Annotated in this window: 26 protein-coding genes; 5 read left to right on the forward strand and 21 right to left on the reverse strand. The window is 29.0% G+C overall.

The genetic code is table 11. The features are described from left to right. Positions 1–124 precede the first annotated feature (124 nt). The 12 genes from AYC61_RS14325 to AYC61_RS14380 all read right to left on the reverse strand — a co-directional run bounded on the left by AYC61_RS14325 (position 125) and on the right by AYC61_RS14380 (position 11,523). A complete protein-coding gene (locus tag AYC61_RS14325) occupies positions 125–853 on the reverse strand; it encodes a metallophosphoesterase family protein (RefSeq protein ID WP_066503797.1) in 729 nt (242 codons plus the stop codon). 279 nt (positions 854–1,132) lie between these two features. Then, on the reverse strand, positions 1,133–2,596 hold the full coding sequence (locus tag AYC61_RS14330; protein ID WP_066503801.1) for a UDP-N-acetylmuramoyl-L-alanyl-D-glutamate--2,6-diaminopimelate ligase: 1,464 nt from the start codon (positions 2,594–2,596) through the stop codon (positions 1,133–1,135). 15 nt (positions 2,597–2,611) lie between these two features. Further along, a complete protein-coding gene (locus tag AYC61_RS14335) occupies positions 2,612–3,118 on the reverse strand; it encodes a hypothetical protein (RefSeq protein WP_066503804.1) in 507 nt (168 codons plus the stop codon). 867 nt (positions 3,119–3,985) lie between these two features. Continuing rightward, entirely contained in the window at positions 3,986–4,378 is a 393-nt protein-coding gene (locus AYC61_RS14340) for a C-GCAxxG-C-C family (seleno)protein (RefSeq protein ID WP_066503807.1), read from the reverse strand. 11 nt (positions 4,379–4,389) lie between these two features. Continuing rightward, on the reverse strand, positions 4,390–4,608 hold the full coding sequence (locus tag AYC61_RS14345) for a hypothetical protein (RefSeq protein ID WP_066503808.1): 219 nt from the start codon (positions 4,606–4,608) through the stop codon (positions 4,390–4,392). Positions 4,609–4,679: 71 nt separating this feature from the next. Continuing rightward, positions 4,680–5,528, reverse strand: coding sequence for an ABC transporter permease (locus AYC61_RS14350; RefSeq protein WP_066503809.1), 849 nt, complete (start codon positions 5,526–5,528; stop codon positions 4,680–4,682). Further along, a complete protein-coding gene (locus AYC61_RS14355) occupies positions 5,521–6,450 on the reverse strand; it encodes an ABC transporter ATP-binding protein (RefSeq protein ID WP_066503810.1) in 930 nt (309 codons plus the stop codon). The genes AYC61_RS14350 and AYC61_RS14355 overlap by 8 nt, the downstream gene beginning before the upstream one ends. Beyond that, the gene (locus AYC61_RS14360) at positions 6,450–8,639 is read right to left on the reverse strand and encodes a hypothetical protein (RefSeq protein ID WP_066503812.1); all 2,190 of its coding nucleotides are present in this window, start codon (positions 8,637–8,639) and stop codon (positions 6,450–6,452) included. The genes AYC61_RS14355 and AYC61_RS14360 overlap by 1 nt, the downstream gene beginning before the upstream one ends. A gap of 25 nt (positions 8,640–8,664) precedes the next feature. Further along, positions 8,665–9,117: a helix-turn-helix transcriptional regulator gene (locus AYC61_RS14365; protein ID WP_066503814.1), complete on the reverse strand. Its 453-nt coding sequence runs from the start codon at positions 9,115–9,117 to the stop codon at positions 8,665–8,667. A gap of 565 nt (positions 9,118–9,682) precedes the next feature. Next, on the reverse strand, positions 9,683–10,627 hold the full coding sequence (locus tag AYC61_RS14370; protein WP_066503819.1) for a DUF4097 family beta strand repeat-containing protein: 945 nt from the start codon (positions 10,625–10,627) through the stop codon (positions 9,683–9,685). A gap of 1 nt (position 10,628) precedes the next feature. Next, positions 10,629–11,207 carry an HAAS signaling domain-containing protein gene (locus AYC61_RS14375; RefSeq protein WP_066503821.1) on the reverse strand — a complete coding sequence of 193 codons (579 nt, stop codon included), beginning with the start codon at positions 11,205–11,207 and terminating at the stop codon, positions 10,629–10,631. Then, positions 11,200–11,523, reverse strand: coding sequence for a PadR family transcriptional regulator (locus tag AYC61_RS14380; RefSeq protein ID WP_066503824.1), 324 nt, complete (start codon positions 11,521–11,523; stop codon positions 11,200–11,202). Before AYC61_RS14380 ends, AYC61_RS14375 begins: the two co-directional genes overlap by 8 nt. 598 nt (positions 11,524–12,121) lie before the next feature. On the opposite strand from AYC61_RS14380, the gene AYC61_RS14385 reads away from it, so the two are divergent. From AYC61_RS14385 to AYC61_RS14395, 3 genes are read left to right on the forward strand one after another with little or no spacing between them, the layout of a single operon-like run. Next, positions 12,122–12,589, forward strand: a complete 468-nt coding sequence (locus AYC61_RS14385) for an NADH-quinone oxidoreductase subunit NuoE family protein (protein WP_066503831.1) — start codon at positions 12,122–12,124, stop codon at positions 12,587–12,589. 35 nt (positions 12,590–12,624) lie between these two features. Then, positions 12,625–14,415: an NADH-quinone oxidoreductase subunit NuoF gene (locus AYC61_RS14390; RefSeq protein WP_066503834.1), complete on the forward strand. Its 1,791-nt coding sequence runs from the start codon at positions 12,625–12,627 to the stop codon at positions 14,413–14,415. Between the two features lie 13 nt (positions 14,416–14,428). Further along, positions 14,429–16,174 (forward strand): NADH-dependent [FeFe] hydrogenase, group A6, encoded by a 1,746-nt coding sequence (locus tag AYC61_RS14395; RefSeq protein ID WP_066503836.1) that lies wholly within the window; start codon positions 14,429–14,431, stop codon positions 16,172–16,174. Positions 16,175–16,345: 171 nt separating this feature from the next. Here the strand turns inward: AYC61_RS14395 and AYC61_RS22105 are convergent, their stop codons facing one another. Both AYC61_RS22105 and AYC61_RS14400 read right to left on the reverse strand, forming a co-directional pair. Further along, positions 16,346–16,474 carry a hypothetical protein gene (locus AYC61_RS22105; RefSeq protein WP_275935256.1) on the reverse strand — a complete coding sequence of 43 codons (129 nt, stop codon included), beginning with the start codon at positions 16,472–16,474 and terminating at the stop codon, positions 16,346–16,348. 136 nt (positions 16,475–16,610) lie between these two features. After that, on the reverse strand, positions 16,611–17,105 hold the full coding sequence (locus AYC61_RS14400) for a hypothetical protein (RefSeq protein WP_066503838.1): 495 nt from the start codon (positions 17,103–17,105) through the stop codon (positions 16,611–16,613). A gap of 250 nt (positions 17,106–17,355) precedes the next feature. Between AYC61_RS14400 and AYC61_RS14405 the strand changes: the two genes are divergently transcribed. Beyond that, positions 17,356–17,898: a coiled-coil domain-containing protein gene (locus tag AYC61_RS14405; RefSeq protein ID WP_066503840.1), complete on the forward strand. Its 543-nt coding sequence runs from the start codon at positions 17,356–17,358 to the stop codon at positions 17,896–17,898. Between the two features lie 58 nt (positions 17,899–17,956). On the opposite strand, the gene AYC61_RS14410 is transcribed toward AYC61_RS14405, so the two are convergent. Next, positions 17,957–19,234 (reverse strand): adenylosuccinate synthase, encoded by a 1,278-nt coding sequence (locus tag AYC61_RS14410; protein WP_066503846.1) that lies wholly within the window; start codon positions 19,232–19,234, stop codon positions 17,957–17,959. 117 nt (positions 19,235–19,351) lie between these two features. Between AYC61_RS14410 and AYC61_RS14415 the strand changes: the two genes are divergently transcribed. Beyond that, the gene (locus tag AYC61_RS14415) at positions 19,352–20,239 is read left to right on the forward strand and encodes a LysR family transcriptional regulator (protein WP_066503848.1); all 888 of its coding nucleotides are present in this window, start codon (positions 19,352–19,354) and stop codon (positions 20,237–20,239) included. Positions 20,240–20,518: 279 nt separating this feature from the next. Here AYC61_RS14415 and queC read toward each other — a convergent pair whose 3' ends face one another. From queC to AYC61_RS14445, 6 genes are all read right to left on the reverse strand, one after another. Beyond that, positions 20,519–21,169 carry a 7-cyano-7-deazaguanine synthase QueC gene (gene queC / locus AYC61_RS14420; RefSeq protein ID WP_066503851.1) on the reverse strand — a complete coding sequence of 217 codons (651 nt, stop codon included), beginning with the start codon at positions 21,167–21,169 and terminating at the stop codon, positions 20,519–20,521. Between the two features lie 13 nt (positions 21,170–21,182). Then, complete coding sequence (gene folE, locus AYC61_RS14425) at positions 21,183–21,767, reverse strand: GTP cyclohydrolase I FolE (RefSeq protein WP_066503852.1); 585 nt, start codon at positions 21,765–21,767, stop codon at positions 21,183–21,185. Position 21,768: 1 nt separating this feature from the next. Then, positions 21,769–22,434 carry a putative 7-carboxy-7-deazaguanine synthase QueE gene (gene queE / locus AYC61_RS14430; protein WP_066503855.1) on the reverse strand — a complete coding sequence of 222 codons (666 nt, stop codon included), beginning with the start codon at positions 22,432–22,434 and terminating at the stop codon, positions 21,769–21,771. Between the two features lie 10 nt (positions 22,435–22,444). Continuing rightward, the gene (gene queD / locus AYC61_RS14435) at positions 22,445–22,864 is read right to left on the reverse strand and encodes a 6-carboxytetrahydropterin synthase QueD (RefSeq protein ID WP_066503857.1); all 420 of its coding nucleotides are present in this window, start codon (positions 22,862–22,864) and stop codon (positions 22,445–22,447) included. A 227-nt stretch (positions 22,865–23,091) separates the two neighbouring features. Next, complete coding sequence (locus AYC61_RS14440; RefSeq protein ID WP_066503859.1) at positions 23,092–23,850, reverse strand: acyl-CoA dehydratase activase; 759 nt, start codon at positions 23,848–23,850, stop codon at positions 23,092–23,094. Continuing rightward, a complete protein-coding gene (locus AYC61_RS14445) occupies positions 23,847–24,848 on the reverse strand; it encodes a 2-hydroxyacyl-CoA dehydratase family protein (RefSeq protein WP_066503863.1) in 1,002 nt (333 codons plus the stop codon). The genes AYC61_RS14440 and AYC61_RS14445 overlap by 4 nt, the downstream gene beginning before the upstream one ends. Positions 24,849–25,250 lie beyond the last annotated feature (402 nt).

Here is a 25,250-nt window from a genome sequence, read left to right on the forward strand (position 1 = left end):
TCTTTTGTGTTTATAATAGTTGTTAAAAATTATTTCTGTAACTCATACTTAATTCGATCCTAGAAGTAAACGTGAATTGCACCTCATAAAAAAACAGATAAATAAATACTTATTTACCCGTTTTTTAATCGTATAAATTTTTACTATTACTAAGTCCAAAAAATGCTTCGGCAATATATTCTTTACCCGGAACATCTCTTTCATTTAACTGTATAAACAAATCAGATTTATCATATAATATTTTATGTTTTGTTATTTTATATTTTCTTGAATTAAATTCTATTATTATTAATCTTGCATAAGAATCTCTTGAACAACCCATTGAACCAGGGTTAATATATCTTTTTTTCCCTATAATATCTGAGCTTTCATGATTATGTCCATAAAAAATAATATCTGCATCTATATTGTTAAATAAAATATCTAAATTATTACCATTTGGTTTCTCTATGATTCTGTTAAATTTATTTTCATTTAACATACCATAATGCATAAATGCTATTCTTGTATCATTAACAGTTAGATATTCTACATATTTAAGCTTAGATATTACATCTCCCAACGGACGAACTGTAGAATTGACCCACCTATGATGGACTTTTTCTAAATCTCTTACACTACAAGGTATACCATAAATAAAATACTGTTCATGATTACCCATTATAGCATGAATATTGGGTAAATCCGTTATCATCTCAATACATTCTCTGGAAAACGGTCCAAATCCTATTGCATCTCCAGTATGATATATGTAGTCACAATGTTGTTTGTCTAAAAAATTCAGTCCAGCTAATAAAGCAGGAAGATTCCCATGAACATCAGTAAAAACCCCTATTTTAATATTTTTGTTCATAATCTACTCCACATAATGACTTGTACTTCTTATTGCTAAACTTATAAGTTTATGTTTATATATTATTTTCCTTATACCAACTTAACTATATTCAAGCTAATCTTTTCCATTATAATAATACATCAAAGATCTGTTGATATTTTTTATAAATAATACTATATATCATTCTTATTTCTATATTTTTTATTAAATATCCTTTTTTCGAATTTAATAAGTTTAAATATATCAAAAGCTTGTCCTATAATAATATAAATAGTTTCCTAGAAAAATCTAGGAATACTATGTTTTTAGATATTTTTTAACAATTTCACAATCATCAAAGGGAATTACATCTCCATTTATTTCTTGATAAGTTTCATGTCCCTTTCCAGCAATTATTACTATATCATTATTATTAGCTTGAGTTAATGCAAATCTTATTGCTTTTTTTCTATCTTCTATTATTATACATTCGCTATTTACATTATTCATGCCTTTTATTATATCTTTAATTATATTTTGTGGATCTTCTTCTCTTGGATTATCAGAAGTTATGATACACAAATCTGCAAGTTTTGATGCAATTTTACCCATTAATGGTCGTTTTGTTTTATCTCTATTTCCTCCACATCCAAAAACTAATATTAGTTTTCCTTTTTTAAATTCTCTAGCTGTTTTAAGTACATTTTCTAATGCATCTGGTGTATGTGCATAATCAACAATTATACTACTGCCATTTTCAGCTTTTATAGTTTCAAACCTACCTTTAACATTTGTTATAGAGGCTAAACCATTAATAATGTCATCTATTTTTAGTCCAAGACGTATGCATACACCTGTTGCTGCTAATGCATTATAAACACTAAATCTACCAGGTATATAAATCTGAACATCTTTATTTTCACCTTTATAAGTCATAATAAACTTCGTCCCTTGATTAGTAGTTTTAATATCATGAGCATATATATCAGCATATTTGTTTAAGCCGTATGTAATATACCCATTTGTAGTTTCATTAATTATTTCTCTTCCTACATTATCATCTAAATTAATAACAGAAAATTTGCTCAATCTAAATAGTTGTTTTTTGCAGTTTTTGTAATTTTCCATTGTCTTATGGTCATCTAAATGATCTCTTGTTAAATTTGTGAATACTGCTATATCAAAATTACAGTCATCTACTCTGTTCAGTTTTAAACCCATAGATGTAGCTTCTATACAAACAAATTCAACACCTTTTTCTACCATAGTTCTTAACATACACTGAATTTGGGGGGCTTCTGGTGTAGTATGAGTTGTTCTTACTATGTCTAAAATTTCATCTCCACAAACATTGTTTATAGTTCCTATTATCCCTGTTTTCTTACCTGATAATTTTAGAATCTCTGATATATAATATGAAACTGATGTTTTACCATTAGTCCCTGTAATACCAATAACTTTAAGTTCACTAGAGGGATTACCATAAAATTTACTTGCAACCTTTGATAATGCTTTTCTAGTATCTTCAACTTTAATAAATGTAACTTTTTTCTTAAGAATTGGATTAATTAACTCATCTCTTTCTACAATTACTGCCAAAGCACCATTATTTACAGCACTATTTATATAATCATGACCGTCATATTTATATCCTTTTATACATATAAATAAAGTTCCCTTTGTAACTCTTCTTGAATCGTATGAAATATTTTTTATCTCTATGTTTTCATTTTCACTTAATAACTCGTAATTTAAATCTTCAAGAATTTTATATAAATTCATTATATACCTTCTTTCTTAAATAAAGGTATTTGAATTTAATTTAGCTAAAATACTTGTATTTAAATCATCATAATTTATTGGAATTATTTTATTTTTTCTTTCTATTATTTGCTCTTTTTTAACCTCTTGTTTTATTTCTCGTTCTACTTCAGTAGTCATAGTTGATTGTTTATCATGCTCTTCTTTTAACTCTTTGCTCTGTAACTCTTCTGCAACAATTTGCGGCTGTATTAAAGTAGGTTTATCATCTTTAACTACTTGGTTTTGTTGCAATTTTTCCTCTAATACCTCTAGTGTATCTTTAATATCTTCTATGCTTTCTTTTAATTCAGTATTAGTAGGTTCTACAAGCTCTACATCATCAACTACTTCTTTATATTGTTCTTTATCATCAAGCTCCATGCTTTGAATTGGTACATGATAGATTTCTTCTGTTTCTTGTATTACTTCGGTATCTTCCTCATTGTCCTCTTGAAGTTTTTTATCTAGCTCATTTTTATAATTTTCAGCCTTGTCTGCCAAATTAGCTATATATGATAGAAAGTTTGATTTTTCTTCATCTTCTTGTTTATCATTTTGTTCGTTTATATATGTCAGATAGGTTAATAAAAAAAATAAAGCTATTTCAATAATTTTAAAAACCTCCTTTCAAAATATCTATATTATCCCTGATTATTCATATAACTCCCGATAATATGCTGTAAGTTTCTGAATTAGAAGATTTCAGTGAATTCGAAGGCATACCGAGTTGGTATGTCAAGAATTTAATGGATCTCTTATAACAACGAAGGAAATTACGTAGTAATTGCAACACACCGTTTCAACAAGGCGCAATTGCTCACCGACTGTTAAATATAATCGATACCTGCTACCTATAGAGATGAGGGACATCTTTCGCCTTGTTATAATCAGAAGGATGCCTTGTTAATGAATCTCCTATTCAGTTCCTTCATATGAGTAAGCGATTCACATAAAATCATAGATTTTAGTTCACTGCTCATAATTTTCTATGAATAATATGGGGATTATTAATAAAACAATTTTGTATAAACTCATAGTATTCTATTTTATACAATGTTCCATCTATATATTATATTTTAAAAGGAAGTATTTGGTTACAATTAAATCACTAATGGGAGAGAATTATATCTATGATATATGTAAGTCACTTACTCCTATGAAAGATTTAAATAAACATTTAATATAGGCTTTTCTGGTTATAAGTTATCCATGAAATAACAGGCATACCGATTCGGTATGCCTGCTGTTTTACTAAAATAAAAATTTGCTTTTAAATTTATAGTCAATTGACCATAATTTGTTATTATAAATTCATTTAATAGTCAAGATAAAAATATTTAGTATAACAAATGCTATTGTTATTAATCTCTAGTTAGTTTTCACAAAATAATCTAATAGCTGCGCTGCTTGTACTATTATTTCATCACATTTTACAACTTCATTGTAGTATCTATCCTTTAATTCTCTACAATTTATGTCCCCCATTTTATTTTTGTATGTATCTAAAAATTGAGATATTATTTTTCTAAAATCCTCTTTTTCATATTTGTCTTTAAATAAATTACTTAACACCATAATAGAAGCTGTTAATGCTCCACATACGCTTTCTATTGCCATTCCACCACCAAAACCAGCAGCTAAACTAAGTGCTTTTTCGTCTAATTTTAAATTATATGCTTCATTTGCTCCATATAATATCTTTTGAGCACAATTATATTTCTCTTTTTTACCATAACCTTTTTTCATTAGTTCTTCTAACATATTCTCTCTCCTTATTTAATAGGCATATTAAATACTTTCTCTTCACCTTTAGCTATAAATTCACAAATTTCATTAAATATATCCTCAGCTCTTTCTGGACTATCGTATTTACCAAGTGTTTCTCCAAATTCATTTGTTCCGCTACGTCCAGTAATACTTTTTTTTGATAATTCTATACTAATTACACTAATTATTTTTTTGTTATTTTGAAATTTAATCCATACATGCATTTTACTCAACTCCTTTTTTAATATATTTTAATGTTTTTATTTAGTAACTTCTAGTAAGATAACTCATAGTTTTACTTGAATATTTTGATTCCCTTCATAGGATTTATTTTTAATGTCGTTAAGTATAATAGCAAAAAAGAAAATAATAAATCAAAGCTCAAATTATATATTATTGTTCTTTTTATAAAAGTAATATTCGCAATATCACCTAAGAAAATATCAGCACCAAGTTGTTGTGATAATATCGCTGTTAAACCTGTAAATGGGTTAATATACAATAATCTTGCAATCCATTTTACTGTCTCGAGAGTTAATTCAGTATCAAATATTCTTACTCCAACAGTTACAACATAAATTGTTCCTACTGTTAATAAAAGCATCACAAAATAACTAGTTACAGTAGCTGTTACAGCCTTTTTAAAATATGCTGAGCTAAACAATCCTATGCTTCCTAACAATATAGCTGTCACTAAATAAAATAGAAATAATAAAATAATATTTCCTATAGAAAGACCTCCATATAAAAATAATATACTTATAATTGGTATTGTCAATATTAAAAGTAATATTGTTTGAATCATTGAAGCAAATAATTTGCCTAAAACTATAGACCAGCTAGACATTTTAGTGCAGATTAATAAATTAAAGGTTTTTCTTTGTCTTTCTCCACAAATACTTCCAGAGGTAGTAGCTGGTATAATCAAACATATTAATGCCATCTGTAATATAGATATACCGAAATATATTTCTTTAATTGATTCTGGATCAAAGCCCATATACGAATTATATCCCGAATTAGATGTATATAACACTACTGACATGACACTTGAAATTATTAAAATATAAAATATCATCATCAGCGTTGTTCTAAAACTTCTTCCTTTTGTTTTCAATTCTCTTTTTAAAACCGGATTAATCATTTTTATCACCTCTTGTAACCTTCATAAAAATATCTTCCAAATCAGTCTTAGCTTCATTATACGATACTACATCAACATCATTTCTTATTAAATACTTTAACATATCTGCCATTTGGGTTTCATTCCCATCAAAGCTTACTTTAATATAGTCACCTGTATTTGTTGCTTTGATTACATCTTCATAACTGTTAAGTATGTTTAATGCTTTATTTTTATTGCCTAAAACTTTTATTTCTAGGATATTAGATTTATATACTTCTTTCATAATATCATCTACACTACCACTAAATTCAATTTTACCTTCCTGTATAATACCTATTTGGTTACATAGCTCTGCAAGCTCAGGTAATATATGAGAACTAATTAATATGGTCTTGCCACTATCTTGAAGTGTTTTGAGTATATTTTTCATTTCAATTCTAGCTCTAGGGTCCATACCTGAAGCTGGTTCATCCAATATTAAGAAGCTTGGGTCATGTATTAAGCATCTTGCAAGACATAATCTTTGCTTCATACCTCTTGATAATGAATCTACATAATCATATTTTTTATTCACTAAATTAACTAATTCCAATAGTTCATCTATCTTTTTCTTTCTATTTTTATAGGGAACATAATTTATATCTGCGTAAAACTCCATATACTCATAAGTCTTTAAATCATTGTATACTCCAAAAAAATCTGGCATATATCCAGTTTCTCCCCTTGCATACTTATAATCTTTTACAACATTTTTCCCATTCAAAAATATCTTACCAGCTGAAGGCTTTAAAAGTGTTGCTATCATTTTAAACAATGTAGTCTTCCCTGCACCATTTGGACCTACAAATCCGTATATATTACCCTTTGACACTTCCATTGAAATATTATCAACAGCTTTGAAATCTCCATAAAATTTAGTTATATTATCTATTTTTAACATTATTTCACAACTCCTTTTATACCGTATTCAGGAATTAAGAAATTTGTATTTGCTTTCGAATGCATTTTTAATTTAACCCCATTGCTTTCATTGTAATAATAGTTTATAAGCCTGTCTTTTAAAACTATACTTTTATCAGTAAATTTGACCCATTTTTCTGTTTTATAATTGTATAAATATACGTCATATTTACTATTCTCAGTTTTTGATTTTATATCAATCATTTTAACTTCTAAATCCTTTATTGGACTTATTTCATATATACAAACACCAGTTCCATACATATATTGTGAATAATAATCAGAATTTAATGAAGCAACTGAATTTGAATTTAATGAAGTAATTTCAACTAATTTTGGCTTTAATATTCCATTAGGCACATTTACCTTATTGCCTGATTTCATTTTTATATTCACAGGTAAAATAAGCATATTTCTGTCTATTCTTTCAAATTTCTTATCAATTTTTAAATCACCTGAAATCTTGTTTCTATTCCATGCAATTATTTTAATGTTTTCAAATGGTTTGTACAATAACGTTTTGTTATATTCAGCTAAAATCATTTCCTTAACATTATAATTTAGAACATCTTCTTTTCTTTCTTGATAAGAATAACCTGTATTAATTCTATTTTTACTTTGATTATTATCAATATTTTCATTAATATCAATACTTTGATTTGGCTCTATATCACCTAAGCTAATCTGTATATTCCCTATTATTAGCATACAATCTTCTAACATTATATCAGCTGTATTAGTTATGCTACCACTTATTACAGTATCATTGATTGATATATCAGTTACTATCGGATTTTCTAAATCTTTAATTTCTTCTGTACTAACATAATTAACATCCCATGTGCTACTATTTGAAAGTGTTAATTTTTTTTCTTCATCTAGGTAATAATTAATTCCATAACGTTCTTCATCAAAAATATTGCTCTGTTTTATCCTATTTGTTAATCTAAAATCAACATCTTTTTCAACACCTATTTTAACATTTTCTCCACTTATACCAGTTAAACCAATTTCATTTTGAATATATAATTTTTGAGGAAACGTTGTAAAATCTGCAAAAGTTACACTATTGAATATTGCCTTATCAAAAACACTTCCCCTACTTGTCAAAAAAATTGACAATGTAATAACAATTGCTATTATAGGACTTGTTAACCATATTTTTTCCTTTTTATCATATAATTTTAATGTGAAATAATTTACAGGTCCTACTATTATCATATATATCAATAATATAAGCATAACTTTTCTTAAAGAAGGAAGTTTTCTCTTCGGAATATGTCTCAATAATAAATTCATCTGTGATAAATAATTCTTACTTATTACATTTCTAGCATAATTCATATTTGTTCTTAAAACAGAAGTGATATAAGAGGTATTTTCAGTATTAATTATATCTCTATCTAATAAAATTATTTTCCCTTTAGATAAATTATAAATTTTCTTATCAGCAGTAAACCTAATTTCATTAAATAATATATTAACTAAATTTTTATCAAGATTATTTTCTAATAAAGCAACACCTCCCTTTTGGATCCATTGCTTCACTAAGATAGCTGTTTCACCATTCATATTTTTTAAAATTTCTTCATTAAAAATCATATAATCAAAATTATCTAAAATTCTTCTATCATCAATTTTTGTACCTATAAAATTAACTACTTTAAAATATGAATTTGCCAAATCATCTACTTTAATATTATCTATATATTTATAGCTTTCATCATCATTTGAAAACAATGCTATAACTTTCTGATTGTTTTTAATAGCTGCATTGATTGATATTGTATTCTTAGCTAACTCATTGTTATCTTCATCTATTAATGTTATGTAAAGATAATTACATTCTTTGGGTATTGCTACATTAATATTTGCACTAATACTATCCTCATTCATTTCTATTTCTTTATTAAATCTTTCATATACTTTATTATTTGACCTATTATATGTTGGTTCAAATTCTTTATAAAAGCTAACTTGTATTCTCCCCTTTAGACCACTATAAGCATGAATGTTTATTTTCACAGGTGTTATTTCTTCATATCTATATAAACCATTAAATCCAACTTCAGCATCTAAGCTTATTGAAGACTGAGCATGTAATGCATTTAATGGTAAAAGAGTCAGTATTACTATCATAAAAAGTATTCTAAATGCAATATTTTTCATTAACTTTTTCACCTTCTTTTCATAATTATTCAGTAATTAATTCATTATATTTCTTTTCAATGAAAATTTTATTCATAGAACTATACCATCTTCTTTTTTTACTATCTAATATTCTGTAATGGCCACTTACTATATTTTGTTGTAAAGTAAATTTGTCATTAGATAGAATATCTTTCCACCATATTTTACCTCCTATAGTATGTTTCTTAGGCTCTAAAAATTTTTCTAAAGCAATTAAGCTTATAAGTTCTACAGGATCATCTCCTAATGTCATTTTTAAAATTTCGCTCTCTCTAAAAATAGCACAAATAGCAGCTAATAATGACCAACTTAATTTTTTTCTCCCTTTTTCTATCTCTACTAAAGATTTTTTAGAAACACCAATAATATTAGACATTTCATCTTGAGTAAAATTATTCTCTATTCTTATAAGCTTTATTTTACTTGATAATAAATCTATCAATTCACTTTTGTTCATTTTTTTCACCTCTTTATCATTTATTATCAATTTAGTGTAATTTTACACTAAACTATGCTATATTACAATATGTTTTATTAGATTAAAATGAAATTAAAATAATTTAAAGAACTGATAAGTAAAATACTTTTATTTAGACTCCCTAATATATTAAAAACACTTCAAAATTATTTTATTTTGGTATGTTAACATTGAGATCTTAATGAGATAACTTATTAATATTTAAAGCCCTAATCAACAGATATAAAAAATACAACCAAAAAATAGCTAAGAAATCTCTAAGGTTTCTACGGAAGATCACTTTCAAAAGCTTGTTTTTATGGCGCTTTTAAGTAGAAAACCAAAATCTAAGATTTTGAGTGAATCACTTACTCATAGGAACGTAGTGAGTAGTGAGTTTCTTATTTATTTAGAAACAAGCTTGTGTCGGAACCGTAGAAGATTCTTACAGATTTCCTATGCCAGTGAGTTGTGAAATATAACTTTTTAGTTACATTGAAATTCCCACAACGCTTGCCAAGTAAAGAGGGCTCTTGGTTTTCACCAAGAGCCCTTCTAGTAATTTCTATTCAACTTCAATATCTCCTGAAACAGTGGATAATTGTACTTTAACACTGCCATTTCCTACCTTACCTCTTATTTCGTTACGACCACTTTTATTTATTTTTAAAGCTATATCTGTAGATAGAGAACCTGATGTTGATTTCATTATTAAATCCATATCAGCATTATCTGGAGCTTTTAAATTAATGTCACCAGATATAGCTTCTGCATCTATTTCATCAGTTAATTCTTTTACATCTAAATCAATAGAACCTGATACATTCTTTATAAATACTTTACCTATTATATCATTTATTTCTATGTCGCCACTTGTACTTTTGCTAACAATATATTTTGCTTTGCAGCCTTTTATATTTAAATCTCCTGATACTGTTGTTCCAGTTATTTTATCGGCGGATATACCCGATATATATATTTCTCCTGATACATTCTTAGCATTAAATTCTTCAAAAACTCTTTTTGGTACTTTTATATCTAATTTGCCATCAAAGTATCTATTTACCAAACCCTTGTAACTATTTAGATTTGGATATTCAATCTTAATGTGTATTATATCATCTCTTTTTTCACAAATTAGTTTTGGCTCTTTCCCTTTTTCATAACCATTTGCAATACCATGTAAATACGCCTCTACTTTGTCATCATCTGTAGATATAATATTTACTGTTGTGCTAACTGATTGAATGTCAATACTGCTAACACTATTTGTATCATCAATAATTTGCTTATCATTTATTTCTATTTTCTCATTATTAATATTTTTACCATTATTATTAATATCATTCTGGTCCAATGTTATATATCCTATCCCACCATAATTAAATATTCCACCTTCTTTTTCTATCAAAATTCCTGCAATAGCAAAAGAAATAATCATTACTACAAATATTATAAATGCAACTTTTTTCATATTACTTTTCTTGATTTTCTTGGATTCGAGATCCATGCTATCTCTCCTTTCCTGTTATAACCTTAAGATTTAATTTTAAATAATTTATTAAGAATTTATAGAATGCTTTCAATAAATATGAAGAACCGATTGTTATTAATCCACCAAGACATGTTACTCCGATTGACAAAAACATTCCAATTGAAGGACTCGTGCCTACGTTAATATTTTCAAAATGTATAAATGGTGATAATAAGCTTGCTATAAAAGCAAGTATACCAGCTATAACAACTGCACCGCCTGATATAACTAATGCAAAAACTGCTACCATTAATGCTATAAGGGGTATAAGGAATATCATATTGAAAAAACCAAGTCCAATACTTGCCATTACTGCCTTAAATACATTGCCTGCATTTGATTTTCTTTCTGCAATTTGTATCATATATGTAGTTTTAATTTGTCTTGCAAGTATTTTAGGATCTCCAAGTGAAACTGCTATCTCTTCTTCACTACGTCCTTTATCAAAACCAATTTCAAAATGCTCTTCATAATCAAACAACACTTCTTTTATATCTTCTTCTGACAGTCCTTTTAGATTTCGTCTTAATTGCTCCAAAAATTCCTGTTTATTCATTTTTAATACCTCCTTCTAGAACATTATTAACGTGGTTTACAAATAAATACCATTCATCTGATAGTTCTTTTTTCATTTTTATACCTGTATCAGTTAGCATATAATATTTTCTTGGCGGTCCTTCAGTAGATTCTTTTAAATACGTCTTGACATATCCATCTTTTTTTAATCTTCTAAGTAAAGGATAAATAGTACCTTCTGAAATTGTTATGCTTCTAGAAATCATATCTACAAGTTCATATCCATAGCAGTCTTTTCTATGAAGTATAGACAGCACACACAATTCCAACACTCCCTTTTTAAATTGTATGTTCAAAATAAACACCTCTTTATTTTTTAATTCAAATATATAATAACACACAGTACCTTTTTATGCAAGGTACTGTGTATAGTTTTTATCTCTTTTCGTTTTTTTCTTATATTTTTATATAATGTAAAAAACATCTAAGTATAATTGTCTAGTAATTACAAAATATATTTATAAACTATAAATGTGCAACTATAAATACATTTAATCCAGTCTGGATATTAAACATAGATTTGTATTATTAACTAGCAACCATATAGATACTAGGAGACATGCAGGGTTTCTTTCTCGGAACATTGGTGTACGTGTTTTTTCCTTCAACTTTTATTAAATAAGTAACTCCTACTCATTTCATTCCTAGCAATAAGTGATTCACGAGAAATCATAGATTTCTGTTCTCTACTCAAAACATGTACACACCGCGTAAGAGAAAGATTCCTGCATGGCTCCCTCGCTACATACTAGAGAGTTAAAATAATTAAAAAATTTAATTTTTACCACAAAAAATCACAAAGTATAGACTGATTTAATTTGTAAAATTTTTCAGTGTTTTTGCACTTTTATAGTTGTAAATATATTTTCTTATCAATCCTCTAGGAGGTATTATATGAAAGAATATGAAGAATTAGATACATTTATTAATACAATTGATTCTTCTGAATCATTAGAAGGATCTCTTATAAAAGTTCTACATAAAGCTCAAGCGTTATACGGATACTTATCAAATGATACACAATTATTCATAGCTAGAAAACTTGGAATATCAACAGCTAAAGTAAATGGTGTAGTTACGTTTTATTCATACTTTACAACTAAACCACAAGGAAAACATATTATAAATGTATGTATGGGTACTGCTTGTTTTGTTAGAGGCTCTAACAAGATTATCGAAGCATTAAAAGAAAAATTAGAAATTGAATCAAATGAAACAACCAAGGATGGTTTATTTACTCTTAAAGATGTCAGATGTATCGGTGCATGTGGTCTTGCTCCAATAGTACTCATAGATGATAAGGTATATGGAAATGTTAAGGTTGAAGATTTAGATGTAATAATAGATGAACATAAGGATTAGCAGGATAAAATAACTACTCGAAGGGATGAAAAAAAGTGGCTTATTATCGCAATAATATTCTAGTTTGTTCTGGTACTGGATGTTTAGCTAATGGTAGTGATAATCTTATTGAAAAATTTACAAATTCATTAAAAACATATGGACTATCAAATGAAGTTAAAATTATTAAGACAGGCTGTTTTGGTTTTTGTAAACAAGGACCTATTGTTAAAATTGAACCTGATGATGTTTTTTATGTCCATGTTACTAATAATGATGTAGATGAAATAGTACAAGAACACATTTTAAAGGGAAGACATGTTGAAAGACTGCTATATGAAGGTAATTTCAAGGAAAAGATTCATTCATTTGATAAGATTCCTTTTTATAAAAAGCAGCTCAGGATAGCTCTTCAAAACTGTGGCTTAATTAATCCAGAAGATATATATGAATATATTGCTTTTGATGGATATGAAGCACTTGGAAGAGTTTTAACTACAATGTCTCAAGATGAAGTAATAAATATAATAAAAGACTCTGGATTAAGAGGACGAGGAGGCGGTGGTTTCCCTACAGGTGTCAAATGGGAGATAACTAAAAATGTAGAAGGTGATGAAAAATTCATAATTTGCAATGCAGACGAAGGTGACCCTGGCGCATTTATGGATAGAAGTATACTTGAGGGAGATCCTCATAGCGTCATTGAAGCTATGGCAATAGGTGCTTATGCTATTGGTGCTAACAAAGGAATTATATACATAAGAGCAGAATACCCTCTAGCTATTGAACGGTTAAAGCTAGCAATAAATCAAGCTAAAGAACTTAATCTGTTAGGAAAAAATATATTCTCCACTGATTTTGATTTTGACATAGAAATCAAGTTTGGAGCAGGAGCTTTTGTTTGTGGTGAAGAAACAGCACTAATTCATTCATGCGAAGGAAAAAGAGGAGAACCAAACTATAAACCTCCATATCCATCACAATTAGGCTTATGGGGTAAACCAACATGTGTAAATAACGTTGAAACTTTTGCAAACATTCCTCAGATTATACTTAAAGGTGCTAAGTGGTTTTCTTCCATAGGAACAGAAACAAGTAAGGGTACTAAAGTGTTTGCATTAGCGGGTAAAGTTAAGAATATTGGACTCGTTGAAGTTCCTATGGGTACTACTCTAAGAGAAATAATTTTTGATATTGGAGGAGGTATTCAAGATAATAAAAAATTCAAGGCAATCCAAACTGGCGGTCCTTCTGGAGGTGTAATTACCAGTGAATATCTAGATACGCCTATAGATTATGAACATCTAGCAGCTATTGGTTCAATAATGGGTTCTGGTGGAATGATAATAATGGATGAATCTAACTGTATGGTCAATATTGCAAAGTTCTATTTAGAATTCACTCAAGATGAATCATGCGGTAGGTGTACTCCATGTCGCATAGGTACCAAACGAATGTATGAAATTTTAACGAAAATCACTGATGGAACTGCTGATATGGATGATTTATATTCTCTAAAGGAACTGTGTCATATGATTCGAGACAGTTCACTTTGCGGATTAGGGCAAACAGCTCCAAATCCTGTACTCAGTACTTTGAAACATTTTGAAGATGAGTATATAAGCCATATAAAGGATAAGCACTGTCCAACTGGTGAATGCAAAGCGTTAGTAAAATATAAAATTTCTAAGGAAAACTGTGTAGGCTGTACTGCTTGTGCTCGTGTATGTCCTGTAAGCTGTATCTCAGGAGAACCAAGAAAGGTACATGTAATTGACGAAAGCAAATGTATAAAATGTGGAGCATGTTTTGATGCTTGCAAATTCAATGCTGTCATAAAACCATAAAGAAGGTGATCTCGTGGAAAATTTAATCACTATTACTATTAATGATCAAACAATAAAAGTACCTAATGATATTACTATATTAGAAGCTGCTCAACAAATAGGTATAAAAATCCCTACTCTTTGTCATTTAGATCTTCATGATTTAAAAATGGTAAACAAAACTGCATCATGTAGAGTTTGTATGGTTGAAGCTCATGGTAGGAATACTTTAGTACCTGCCTGTGTTACAAAGGTTTGGAATAATATGATTGTTAAAACTGATTCTATAAGAGCCATCACTGCAAGAAGAATGGCTGTGGAACTACTTCTTTCTAATCATCCAAATGACTGTTTTACATGTGCTAAAAATTTAGAATGTGAACTTCAAGCACTAGCAAAGGAATTAGGTATTAGGGATATAAAATGGAAAGGTAAAAAAAGTGAATATAAAATAGATGAATCCAGTGATGCTATTGTGAAAGATCCAAATAAGTGTATCATGTGCAGAAGATGTGAAACAATGTGTAATGAAGTTCAAACTTGTGGTATATTATCAAGCTTAAACAGAGGCTTTGATGCTTTTGTTGGTCCTGCATTTAATATGCCTATGAAGGATTCTTCGTGTACATACTGCGGACAGTGTGTTGCAGTTTGTCCAACAGCTGCACTTACTGAAATAAATCATACTCGCAAAGTATGGCGTGCTATAAACCATCCCGACAAATATGTAATAGTTCAAACAGCTCCTGCCATAAGAGTAGCTCTTGGAGAATTATTCGGGATGGAAGCTGGTACTATAGTAACTGGCAAATTAGTTACTGCTCTAAAAAGAATAGGTTTTGATTCTGTTTTTGATACTGATTTTGGAGCAGATTTGACTATAATAGAGGAAGCTTCTGAATTAATTCACAGAATAGAACACAATGGAACTCTGCCAATGTTGACAAGCTGCTGTCCTGCATGGGTTAAGTTTATAGAGCATCAATTTCCTGAGCTTTTAGATATACCTTCTACTTGTAAATCACCTCATATAATGTTTGGTACTATTGCTAAGACATATCTTGCAGAAAAAATGAAAATAGATCCAAAAAAGATAGTAGTTGTATCAGTAATGCCATGTATAGCAAAGAAAGCTGAAGCAAAGCGTCCAGAATTAACTAAAGATTATAATGACAATGTTGATATAGTAATAACTACCAGAGAACTAGGTGCTATGATTAGAGAAGCAGGAATAGATTTTGCTAACTTGCCTGATAGTGATTTTGACAGACCTTTAGGGGAAACTACAGGTGCATCCATTATATTTGGTACTACAGGAGGAGTTATAGAAGCCGCACTCAGAACAGCGTATGAGTGGATGACGGGCGAAGAGCTAAATAATGTTGAATTTAAACAACTTAGAGGTATAGAAGGTATCAGAGAAGCTACTGTCGATATAAAAGACAAACAGCTCAGAATAGGAATAGCTCACGGCTTAGGTAATGCCAGAAAAATTCTCGAAGATATAAGAGACGGAAAATCAAAATTTGATGCTATTGAAATAATGGCATGTCCCGGAGGATGTATAGGTGGAGGTGGTCAGCCTTATCACCATGGTAATGTTGAAATAATAAAGAAACGTCAAGAAGCTATTTACAAAGAAGACAGAAATAAAAAGCTTAGAAAATCACATGAAAATAGTGAGGTTATGAAGCTTTATGAAGAATATTTAGGTGAGCCATATGGTAAGAAAGCTCATGAGTTGTTGCATACACACTACGAATCTAAAAATCGAATCTAAAGGAAATGGTCAAAATGGCTAAATACTGCGTTAAGCAGAGAACCCAAATCTATGATTTGGTGTGAATCGCTTACTCCTACGAATGCACTGAGTAGGAGTTTCCTTTATTTTAAACAACTAATCACGTACATTAGTACGCTCATATCTGTTTGAATTTCTACGCCTTGCATTTCATCCATTTTGACCATTTCCTTTCTGCATTTCGAATTGTTTTATTTTGCCAACATAAATCTCGTGACTAATCACGTACACTAGTACGCTCATATCCGCGAGATTTTCTATTCCTTGTATTTCTTCCATTTTCAGCATTTCCTTTTCGGAATGTTAATTATGTTATATTAAAATTGTTAGTTCACATGACTGATGACGTACTATAGTACGCTTCTTATCAGTGCTAGTTTCTACTCCTTGCATTTCATAACTATTCAAATCCGTTTTATGTGTTTTTATTCATATCATTTATCATTACTTTTCCACTAGTGAAATCTATAAATATATCATTGTCTTCACTGTCTCTTATCCACCAATAAACGCCTTTTTTTAACCTCGAAATGTTTTTAAATCCTGGAGTATATATCAACTGAATTTCATATTTGCCATTAAAGTTTTCTTTTTCAGCTATTTTTATTGCTTGTTCTTTTGCTATACCTTTTTCTAATTCTACAGAATAAACAATTTTAGGAAACGATAGTACTTGATTTTGTATCCAAACAACTTTTTCTTTTCCTTTTATGTTTAAACCATACACTGTTGTATATATGGGTCCGGCAGTAGAAAGTTCAATTGACCTTACATAAAATATACCATCAGAAAAAAATGCTAAAACTGATGTAAATAGCTTTGGTGAAAACCCAAAAATAGTCATACCTAAGAATTGAACAAAAAGAATAATTACTAAAACAATAATTGTAAGTTTAATTACTTTTTTCATTATAATACACTCCTAGCAAATCATAAATAATTACATATATAATTATATTGTATATAATTACTATTGTAAATTTATTGTCTAAATGTTTTTTATTGCATTAATTATAGTCATATTATTTTATGAAATTATAAATATTAACATTTGTTTTAAAAATTAACTAACAGGTTGTCATTATAATCTATAAATTATATACTTATAATAGAATAAATTGCTTTAATTGGTTTATATTTTGTAGTTAGGAGGTACTTATATGAAACAAAAGTTTAGCTTAATACTTGTCATAATTATTGTATTTACAATTCTATTTGGCTGTAGTAATCAAACAAGTATTGATACAGTAAAAAAATTAGAAGAAAACAATAAAACTATTAGTGATTTGCAAAAACAACTCGATAAGACAAATGATGATATAGAAAATTTGAGTGAGGAAATAACTGCATTAAAAAACGAAATACAAAATAATAAATATACTGCGATTAACTTTAAAAATAATACTAGATATTACGAAGATGGTAAAATAATAATTGTTCTCGATTTTCCTGAAGCTGATTCATCACTATATAAAGTAGGATTTGCTACTAATAGTTACTACATTTTTGATATATTAATTGTCAATGAAAAACAAGAAGTCACAATGTATTCACCAGAAGTAGAATCGATAAAAGTACCTGAGGGTGAAAGATATAAATTAGTTTTTCCAGAGGTTGATTATGAAAAAATGATAGTTAGAATATATGAATCTACTACAGGTAAAGTTGCTGAAACTCATTGGGAAAATATTAGTGATATTTAAAAGGAACAGTTAAAATTTAACTATTCCTTAATTTCTATTCTATTAAAATAATTATTACCTATCTTAATATAATCGCATCTCTTTCAGGTCCTACTGATATATATTTTATAGGAAAACCAATTCTTTCTTCAATATAATTGATATAGTTCTTTGCTTCCTCAGGTAACTCATTGTAGTCACGGATATGAGAAATATCTGTATTCCATCCTGGTAAATACTCTATAACAGGTTTTGCCCCTTCTAGTATTGGAGTAGGTGGGAAATCAGTTATTTTAGTTCCATTTATTTCATATGCACTGCATACAGGTATTTGTTTTAGATATCCTAGAACATCAAGTAATGATAATGCAACATCTGTTGTTCCTTGAAGTCTACATCCGTATTTTGTTGCTACAACATCAAACCAGCCCATTCTTCTTGGACGTCCTGTTGTTGCACCATATTCTCCGTTATCACCACCACGATTTCTAAGTTCTTCAGCTTCTGAGCCAAATATTTCTGAAACAAAAGGTCCTGCTCCTACACTGCTTGAATAAGCTTTTACTACAGTAACTACTTTACTGATTGAGCTTGCAGGAACTCCAGCTCCTACAGGAGAAAAACTTGCTAATGGTGAGGAAGAAGTTGTCATAGGATAAATACCATGATCAGGGTCTTTTAATGCTCCTAATTGACCTTCCATTAGAATGTTTTTATTATTTTTTAAAGCATCACACAACTCTTTTGATGTATCACCAACAAATTGTTTTATTTTCTTTCCTAGTTCAAATAAATAATCTGTGATTTCATTTGCATCTAAAAGAGGTTTTTTGTAAAAATTCTCAAGTAAAACATTCTTTTTCTCAATATTTCTTTCAATTTTCTTTAATAATAATTCTTTATCAAAAAGATCTATAACTTGTATTCCTATTTTGCTAAATTTATCTGTATAAAATGGTGCAATACCCGATTGAGTAGATCCGAATTTTTGTTTGCCTAATCGTTCTTCTTCGTATTTATCAAATAATATATGTTGAGGAAGAACAACTTGCGCTCTGTCAGAAATCATAATATTTGGTTTAGGCACTGAGCGTGTAAGTAAATCATTATATTCTTTTAAGAAGCCTTCTATATTTAATGCTATTCCTGTTGCTAAAACATTTATTGTGTCTTGATAAAATACTCCTGATGGTAATAAGTGAAGTTGAAATTTACCGTATTTATTTATTATAGTATGACCTGCATTATTACCACCTTGAAATCTTACAACATAATCAGCTTGTTTTCCGAGTAAGTCAGTCATTTTTCCTTTTCCTTCATCGCCCCAGTTACCACCGACAATTGCAGTTATACCCATTTGAACATTCCCCTTTCTGAATGTATTAATTTGTTATTCCTTACACTTTAGAGTATAATAATAATATCGTGATAAGTAAAATTAATATTAATTATATATGGTATAAGGAGAGCTTATATGGAAGTAAACTTTGAATTGTACAAAGTATTTTACAATGTAGTTAAAGAAGGAAAAATTTCAGCAGCAGCTAAAAAATTGTATATATCTCAGCCTGCTGTAAGTCAATCAATTAAACAGTTAGAAGAAAAATTAGGAGGAAAAGTTTTTTTTAGAACTCCAAAGGGTATAAAATTGACATCTGAAGGTGAAGTGTTTTTTAAGTACATTGAAAAGGCATATAGTTTTATAACAGCAGGAGAATCTAAATTTCAGGAAATGCTAAATCTTGAACATGGTGAAATAGTAATTGGTGCAGGTGATACACTATGTGCTCATTATCTATTACCTTATCTTGAACAATTTCATAAAGAATACCCTCATGTTAAAATTAAAGTTACAAACAGAACTTCATATGAAACCTTAGATCTTTTAAAAGGTGGCAGTGTTGATTTAGGTATATTAAATCTTCCAATAAAAGAAGATAAACATTTAGAAGTTATAGAAACCTTAACTTTAGAAGACTGCTTTATCTGTGGAGATAAATACTATCCTAATTTTACTCAGAAGGTTTCACTAGAACAACTGAGTAAATATCCACTTGTACTTCTTGAAAAAAGAAGTAATACTAGGCGTTTTATTGATAAAATATTCAGCGATAACAATATTATAGTTAAACCTGAAATAGAGCTTGGCAGCGTTGATTTATTAGTTGAATTTGCAAAAATTGGACTTGGTATTTCATTTGTAACAAAGAATTTTATACATGATGAACTGGACAAACAGGAAGTATATGAAATAAAACTTAAAGAAAAAATTCCAAAAAGAAAAGTAGGAGTAGTTACTCTAAAGGAAGTGCCTTTATCATCAGCAGGAAAAAAATTTTTAAACTTTCTTGTGAAGCCGTAATCATTTATAATGAAATTTTTTATAGACTAAAAAAATGTAGCTGATGCTTTAAAAAAATCCCCTGAACGTAAATTAAGCATGTACTAAACAAATTCAAATTTAAAAAGTAAGAGATGAACATTATTTATATAAGATGATATACTGATAACTGTAAGTACTATACCTTGATTTCTATAGGGAATTTTACACTTACAAAGATGCGACTCAAATACCTTTTGCGTCGCATCTTTAGTATACATAAAATATGAAAAAACTGTTGATCATTTTATAATTGTAGTTTTATTCTTTTGACTTCATATATTCTTCATAGCCTCTTCTTCTAAGTTCACATGAAGGGCAATTTCCACATCCATCACCTATTATTCCATTATAACACGTTAATGTTTCATTTTTTATGACATCTAAAACTCCTAAATCATCTGCTAATTTCCAAGTTTCCTTCTTATCTATCCACATCAATGGTGTATGAATAACAAATTCATAATCCATTGCTAGATTAAGAGTAACATTTGTTGATTTTATGAATACATCTCTACAATCAGGATATCCACTAAAATCACTTTGCGAAACACCTGTTACTATATGTTTTATACCATTTGTTTTTGCATATATTGCTCCAAAGGTTAAAAATAATAAATTTCTACCCTCAACGAAAGAATTTGGAACACCATCTGCTGGTGCTTTCTTATCAACTTCTATATCTTGTCTTGTAAGTGAATTTGGCGCAAGCTGATTCAACAATTCCATATCTAATATTGTATGTTTAACATCATACTTTTCACATATATTTTTTGCACATTTAAGTTCTAAGCTATGTCTTTGCTTGTAATCAAAAGATATAGCCTCCACTCTGTCAAATTTTTTCTTCGCCCAAAATAAACAAGTAGTACTGTCTTGTCCACCGCTAAATATTACAACACAACTTTCCATATATAATCCTCCTCTATATCATTTGTAGCAATCTATCTGTATAATTTTTATCTTGTTTGAATTTACCTCTTAAAGTAGTCGTAACAGTCTTTGCTCCCGGCTTTTTAATACCTCTTGCAGTCATACAGCCATGCTCTGCCTGTATAAAAACTGCTACATCTTCTGTTTCCACAATTTTTTGAAGTATCTCGGCTATATCTGCCCCTATTCTTTCTTGCAGTTGAAGCCGTTTAGACACCATATCCGCTATACGGCATATCTTACTTAATCCTATAACTTTGTCATTAGGAATATAAGCTACGGCAAGCTTCATATTATACATAAGTGTCATATGATGTTCACAATGGCTAAAAACCTCTATATCCTTTACAACTACAATATCATTTTCATAGCTATCTATAAAATCTTCTTCATCAAAGGTCTTATTATACATTTCTGCAATTTCGTCATTTGTATATCCTATGCCTGCAAAAACTTCTTCAAACATATTGGCAACTCTTTTAGGTGTATCTATCAAGCCCTGTCGTTCAGGATTTTCACCGATTGCTTTTAATATACCTTTTACATGCTCCTGTATTGCTTTTTTATCAACTGCCATTTTATACACCTCTCTTTTCAGGCGACCAAATTATCTTATGAAGCTGTAACTGTAAATTAACACCATTTAATTTATTATCTTTCATAAAATCAACTATTTCCTGTGCATCTATACTTCCAAATACAGAACTAAAATAAACATTAGTTAAGTTGACTAAATCGTATTTATTTACTATTTCTAGTGCTCTATCTAAATCTTTTTTACCTGATACAACAAACTTTACAACATCATTTTTGGTAATATAATCAAAGTTGTTCATATTCATAAATTCTTCCATACCACTGTATGGCAATTTATAGTCCAAAGTATAGCAAATTTGCTTTCGGTTCAAATCTAAAAATTCAGCTAAAGAAACACTGCCATTAGTTTCAATCTCAACATGTATTTCTTCATCATCAGAAAGCACTTTCAATAACTCTTTAATACCCTCTTGCAATAAAGGTTCGCCACCAGTCAATGTAACATTTTTTACTTTTGTAGATTTTATATAATCATAGATTTCATCTACACTCATTTGATTAGTATATGAATTTTTATCTCTTGCCCAATCAGTATCACAATAGCTGCAATCTAAATTACATCCAGCAAATCTGATAAAAACTGCTAATTGTCCGCACAATTTTCCCTCACCATTTATACTTATAAACTTTTCAGCAATATTTAACATATCTACACCTCTATTCATAATATAACGCACAGTTATTAGGCGTTTCAAATACTACAACTTTTTCAACATCATAGCCCTTCTTTTGAATAACTTTATAAAAATACTCGCTAAAGCTCTCAGCAGTAGGTCTAAATTCAACCTCTATTACTCTAAAACCTTCTTCTAGTAAACATTCTTTAGTTTTAGATTTTAAGCTGTTTTTTTCAATTATTAAGCTGTGATCATAATAATCAATAATTTCCTTAACATCTTTTTTTAAATCTTTAAAGTCAACGATCATTGCTCTTTGCTGACCTTCATTTATTAAAGTTTCTTTTTTGATGTATACTTCAACTCTCCACCTATGTCCATGAATATTTGCACATTTTCCTTCATAACCCTTTAAAAAATGTGCACTATCAAAGCTATGCTCAATTCTTAATCCGTACATTTTTTCCCCTCCTTTAAAAATTTATACTTAATTAGTTGCAAAACACCAAACTATTGATAAATACTATGTTTGTGTTTTCATATGACTAAATTTCTCCCATAAAACAGTTGTAAAGAATACCAATATAGTTCCGTCAAAGATTATGAGATGGGTCCCCTAGCTCAAAACTTATGAGCTATACATTTATGTTATTTACATATATATTTAGATTTTAGTTTTGCAATTACCTAAAATTTATGTGCATAGTAACAACACCCTATAGCTCCATTAAATTGATTCTCTTCTAATACCAAAACTTCATCATAATCTTTCTTTAAATATTTTACTAATGCATTATTATTTGAAGCTCCTCCTGACATAACAAGTGTCGAGTGATTAAATTTCTTTAACATAGGCAAAATTCGTTTGTACATAGAATAATTAACACCTGCACATAATCTCTTTATGTCTATTCCCTCAGCAATCTTACCTATTAATTCTGACTCAGAAAATACTGCACAGGTAGAATTTAATTCAACAGGCTGTTCGTAGTACTTACCCATTTCTTCTAATGAAACTTCTAATACATTTGCCATATTTTCAAGATATCTGCCGCATGAAGCTGCACATTTATCATTCAAATCTAAATCTGTAATAATACCCTTCTCAACTTTAACTACTTTAACATCTTGTCCACCTAAATCCAGCAATACAAAATCTCTCAAATTTGTTTGGTACAATGCTCCATAAACATGTGCTTTAATTTCATTTATAGGTTTGAACTCCTTTAAGTTAGTATTATTTCTACCATAGCCAGTTGAAACTGCTTTATCTATATCCAAGCAATTAAGCTTTTTTAAATCAACAACTATTTTTCCATTATTATATATACAGTAGTTTTTATAAAAAGAAATAGTGCTTATTTTGTTTTTATATATAATTTTTAAATCCTTCATTATAGCTATTTTAACTTCTCTGCTGCCTAAATCTATACCAAGTAGTTTCATTTCACAGCTCCTTTCATGTCAGAAATCATGTCTAAAAAGGCTTCTAACCTGAGCTTAGTTCTAGCATCTAAAGTATTCATTTTATCGCCTTCAATGTTAAGAACGGGTACATTTAATTCTTTATTTATTACTATATGTTCTATTGATTTATGGCAAAATGCTTGAGTATAATGAATGACTGCATCTATTTTTCTATTCTTAATCTGTTTTTTTATTTCTTCTAGTCTAAACCATATATCATATGGATAAGTATAATCTCGATACTGCTCATACATATTATTTGCTTTATCATGTCTAGGAAAAGCAAACTCTCGCTGCACCTCATTGTATACAACTCTAGCATCTAATGACTCTACATAATCGTATAAATCACCTGTCATTGGAGGTACTCCTATATATGCAAGTCTTATTCTTTGGCTAAAGGGTTTTCTTTGTTTTATTTCTGCTATTTTGTTTATTAAATCTTCTTTATATTTTTCAGGGTTTTTATTAAAATCGCTACAGCATAATTGATATAAGTGATTTTCAAACCCTGTTGCCAAATTATCTATATATGTTAAATTATCTATTTCAATTGCTAGCTTTCTAATATCATTTAGTTTATTACGGATAGCTTCTACTTTTTGAGTATCTACTTCAAACATTCTTATAAATTTATTAATCTCTTGTTTTACAGAGCTTAGCTTTCTATCTACTGGAAAAGAAAACGGATAAACTTTAATACCTTTTAGCTGAAAAACTTCAACCAAGGCTTTAGTATTAGAACAATCGCCTTCTACTACTCCAATAACTTCCTTTATACCATTACTTATACATGCACCATATATACCCTTAGTCCAAGCACATGAACTTTTTGGAAATCCATCTCTCTCAGCCATATCAATAAATACATGGTAGTCATCTGAAGTAATAAATTCATTATTTAAATCAACTATTTCACAATTAGCTGCTAACAAAACTTCGCTTGGTACAGTAGTAGTCACACCAATTTTTCTCATAATATTCCTCCTTCAAAATCCACCTGTATTTTTTTGCACAAAAAAAGGGCTCAATAGCCCGTAAACAAATAACCTGCATTTTTTTATAATACAATAAGTAATAAGCTAATCGATAAAATCCCCCATAAACAAACAGTACATACCAGCGTTGTTAATAGGATTAATCTCATGATTATCTTATAATAAATATGCAGTCACGGCCTAGTTTTGTTTACAGACAGGAGGTTTTCGAACTGTCTTATTCTTTTTTACAGTTATGAAGTATATCACATTTGCCGTTAGTATTCAATACAATTTTTGTATTTTTTTAATATTCCATTTTGTAGCCACATGACATTTTTTGACCACGACATTGATGCTTATATTTCTTCATCTTTATATAATCAGAAAAACAAGACATCT

Origin of the sequence: Abyssisolibacter fermentans, from assembly GCF_001559865.1 — a bacterium.
GTDB lineage: Bacteria > Bacillota > Clostridia > Tissierellales > MCWD3 > Abyssisolibacter > Abyssisolibacter fermentans.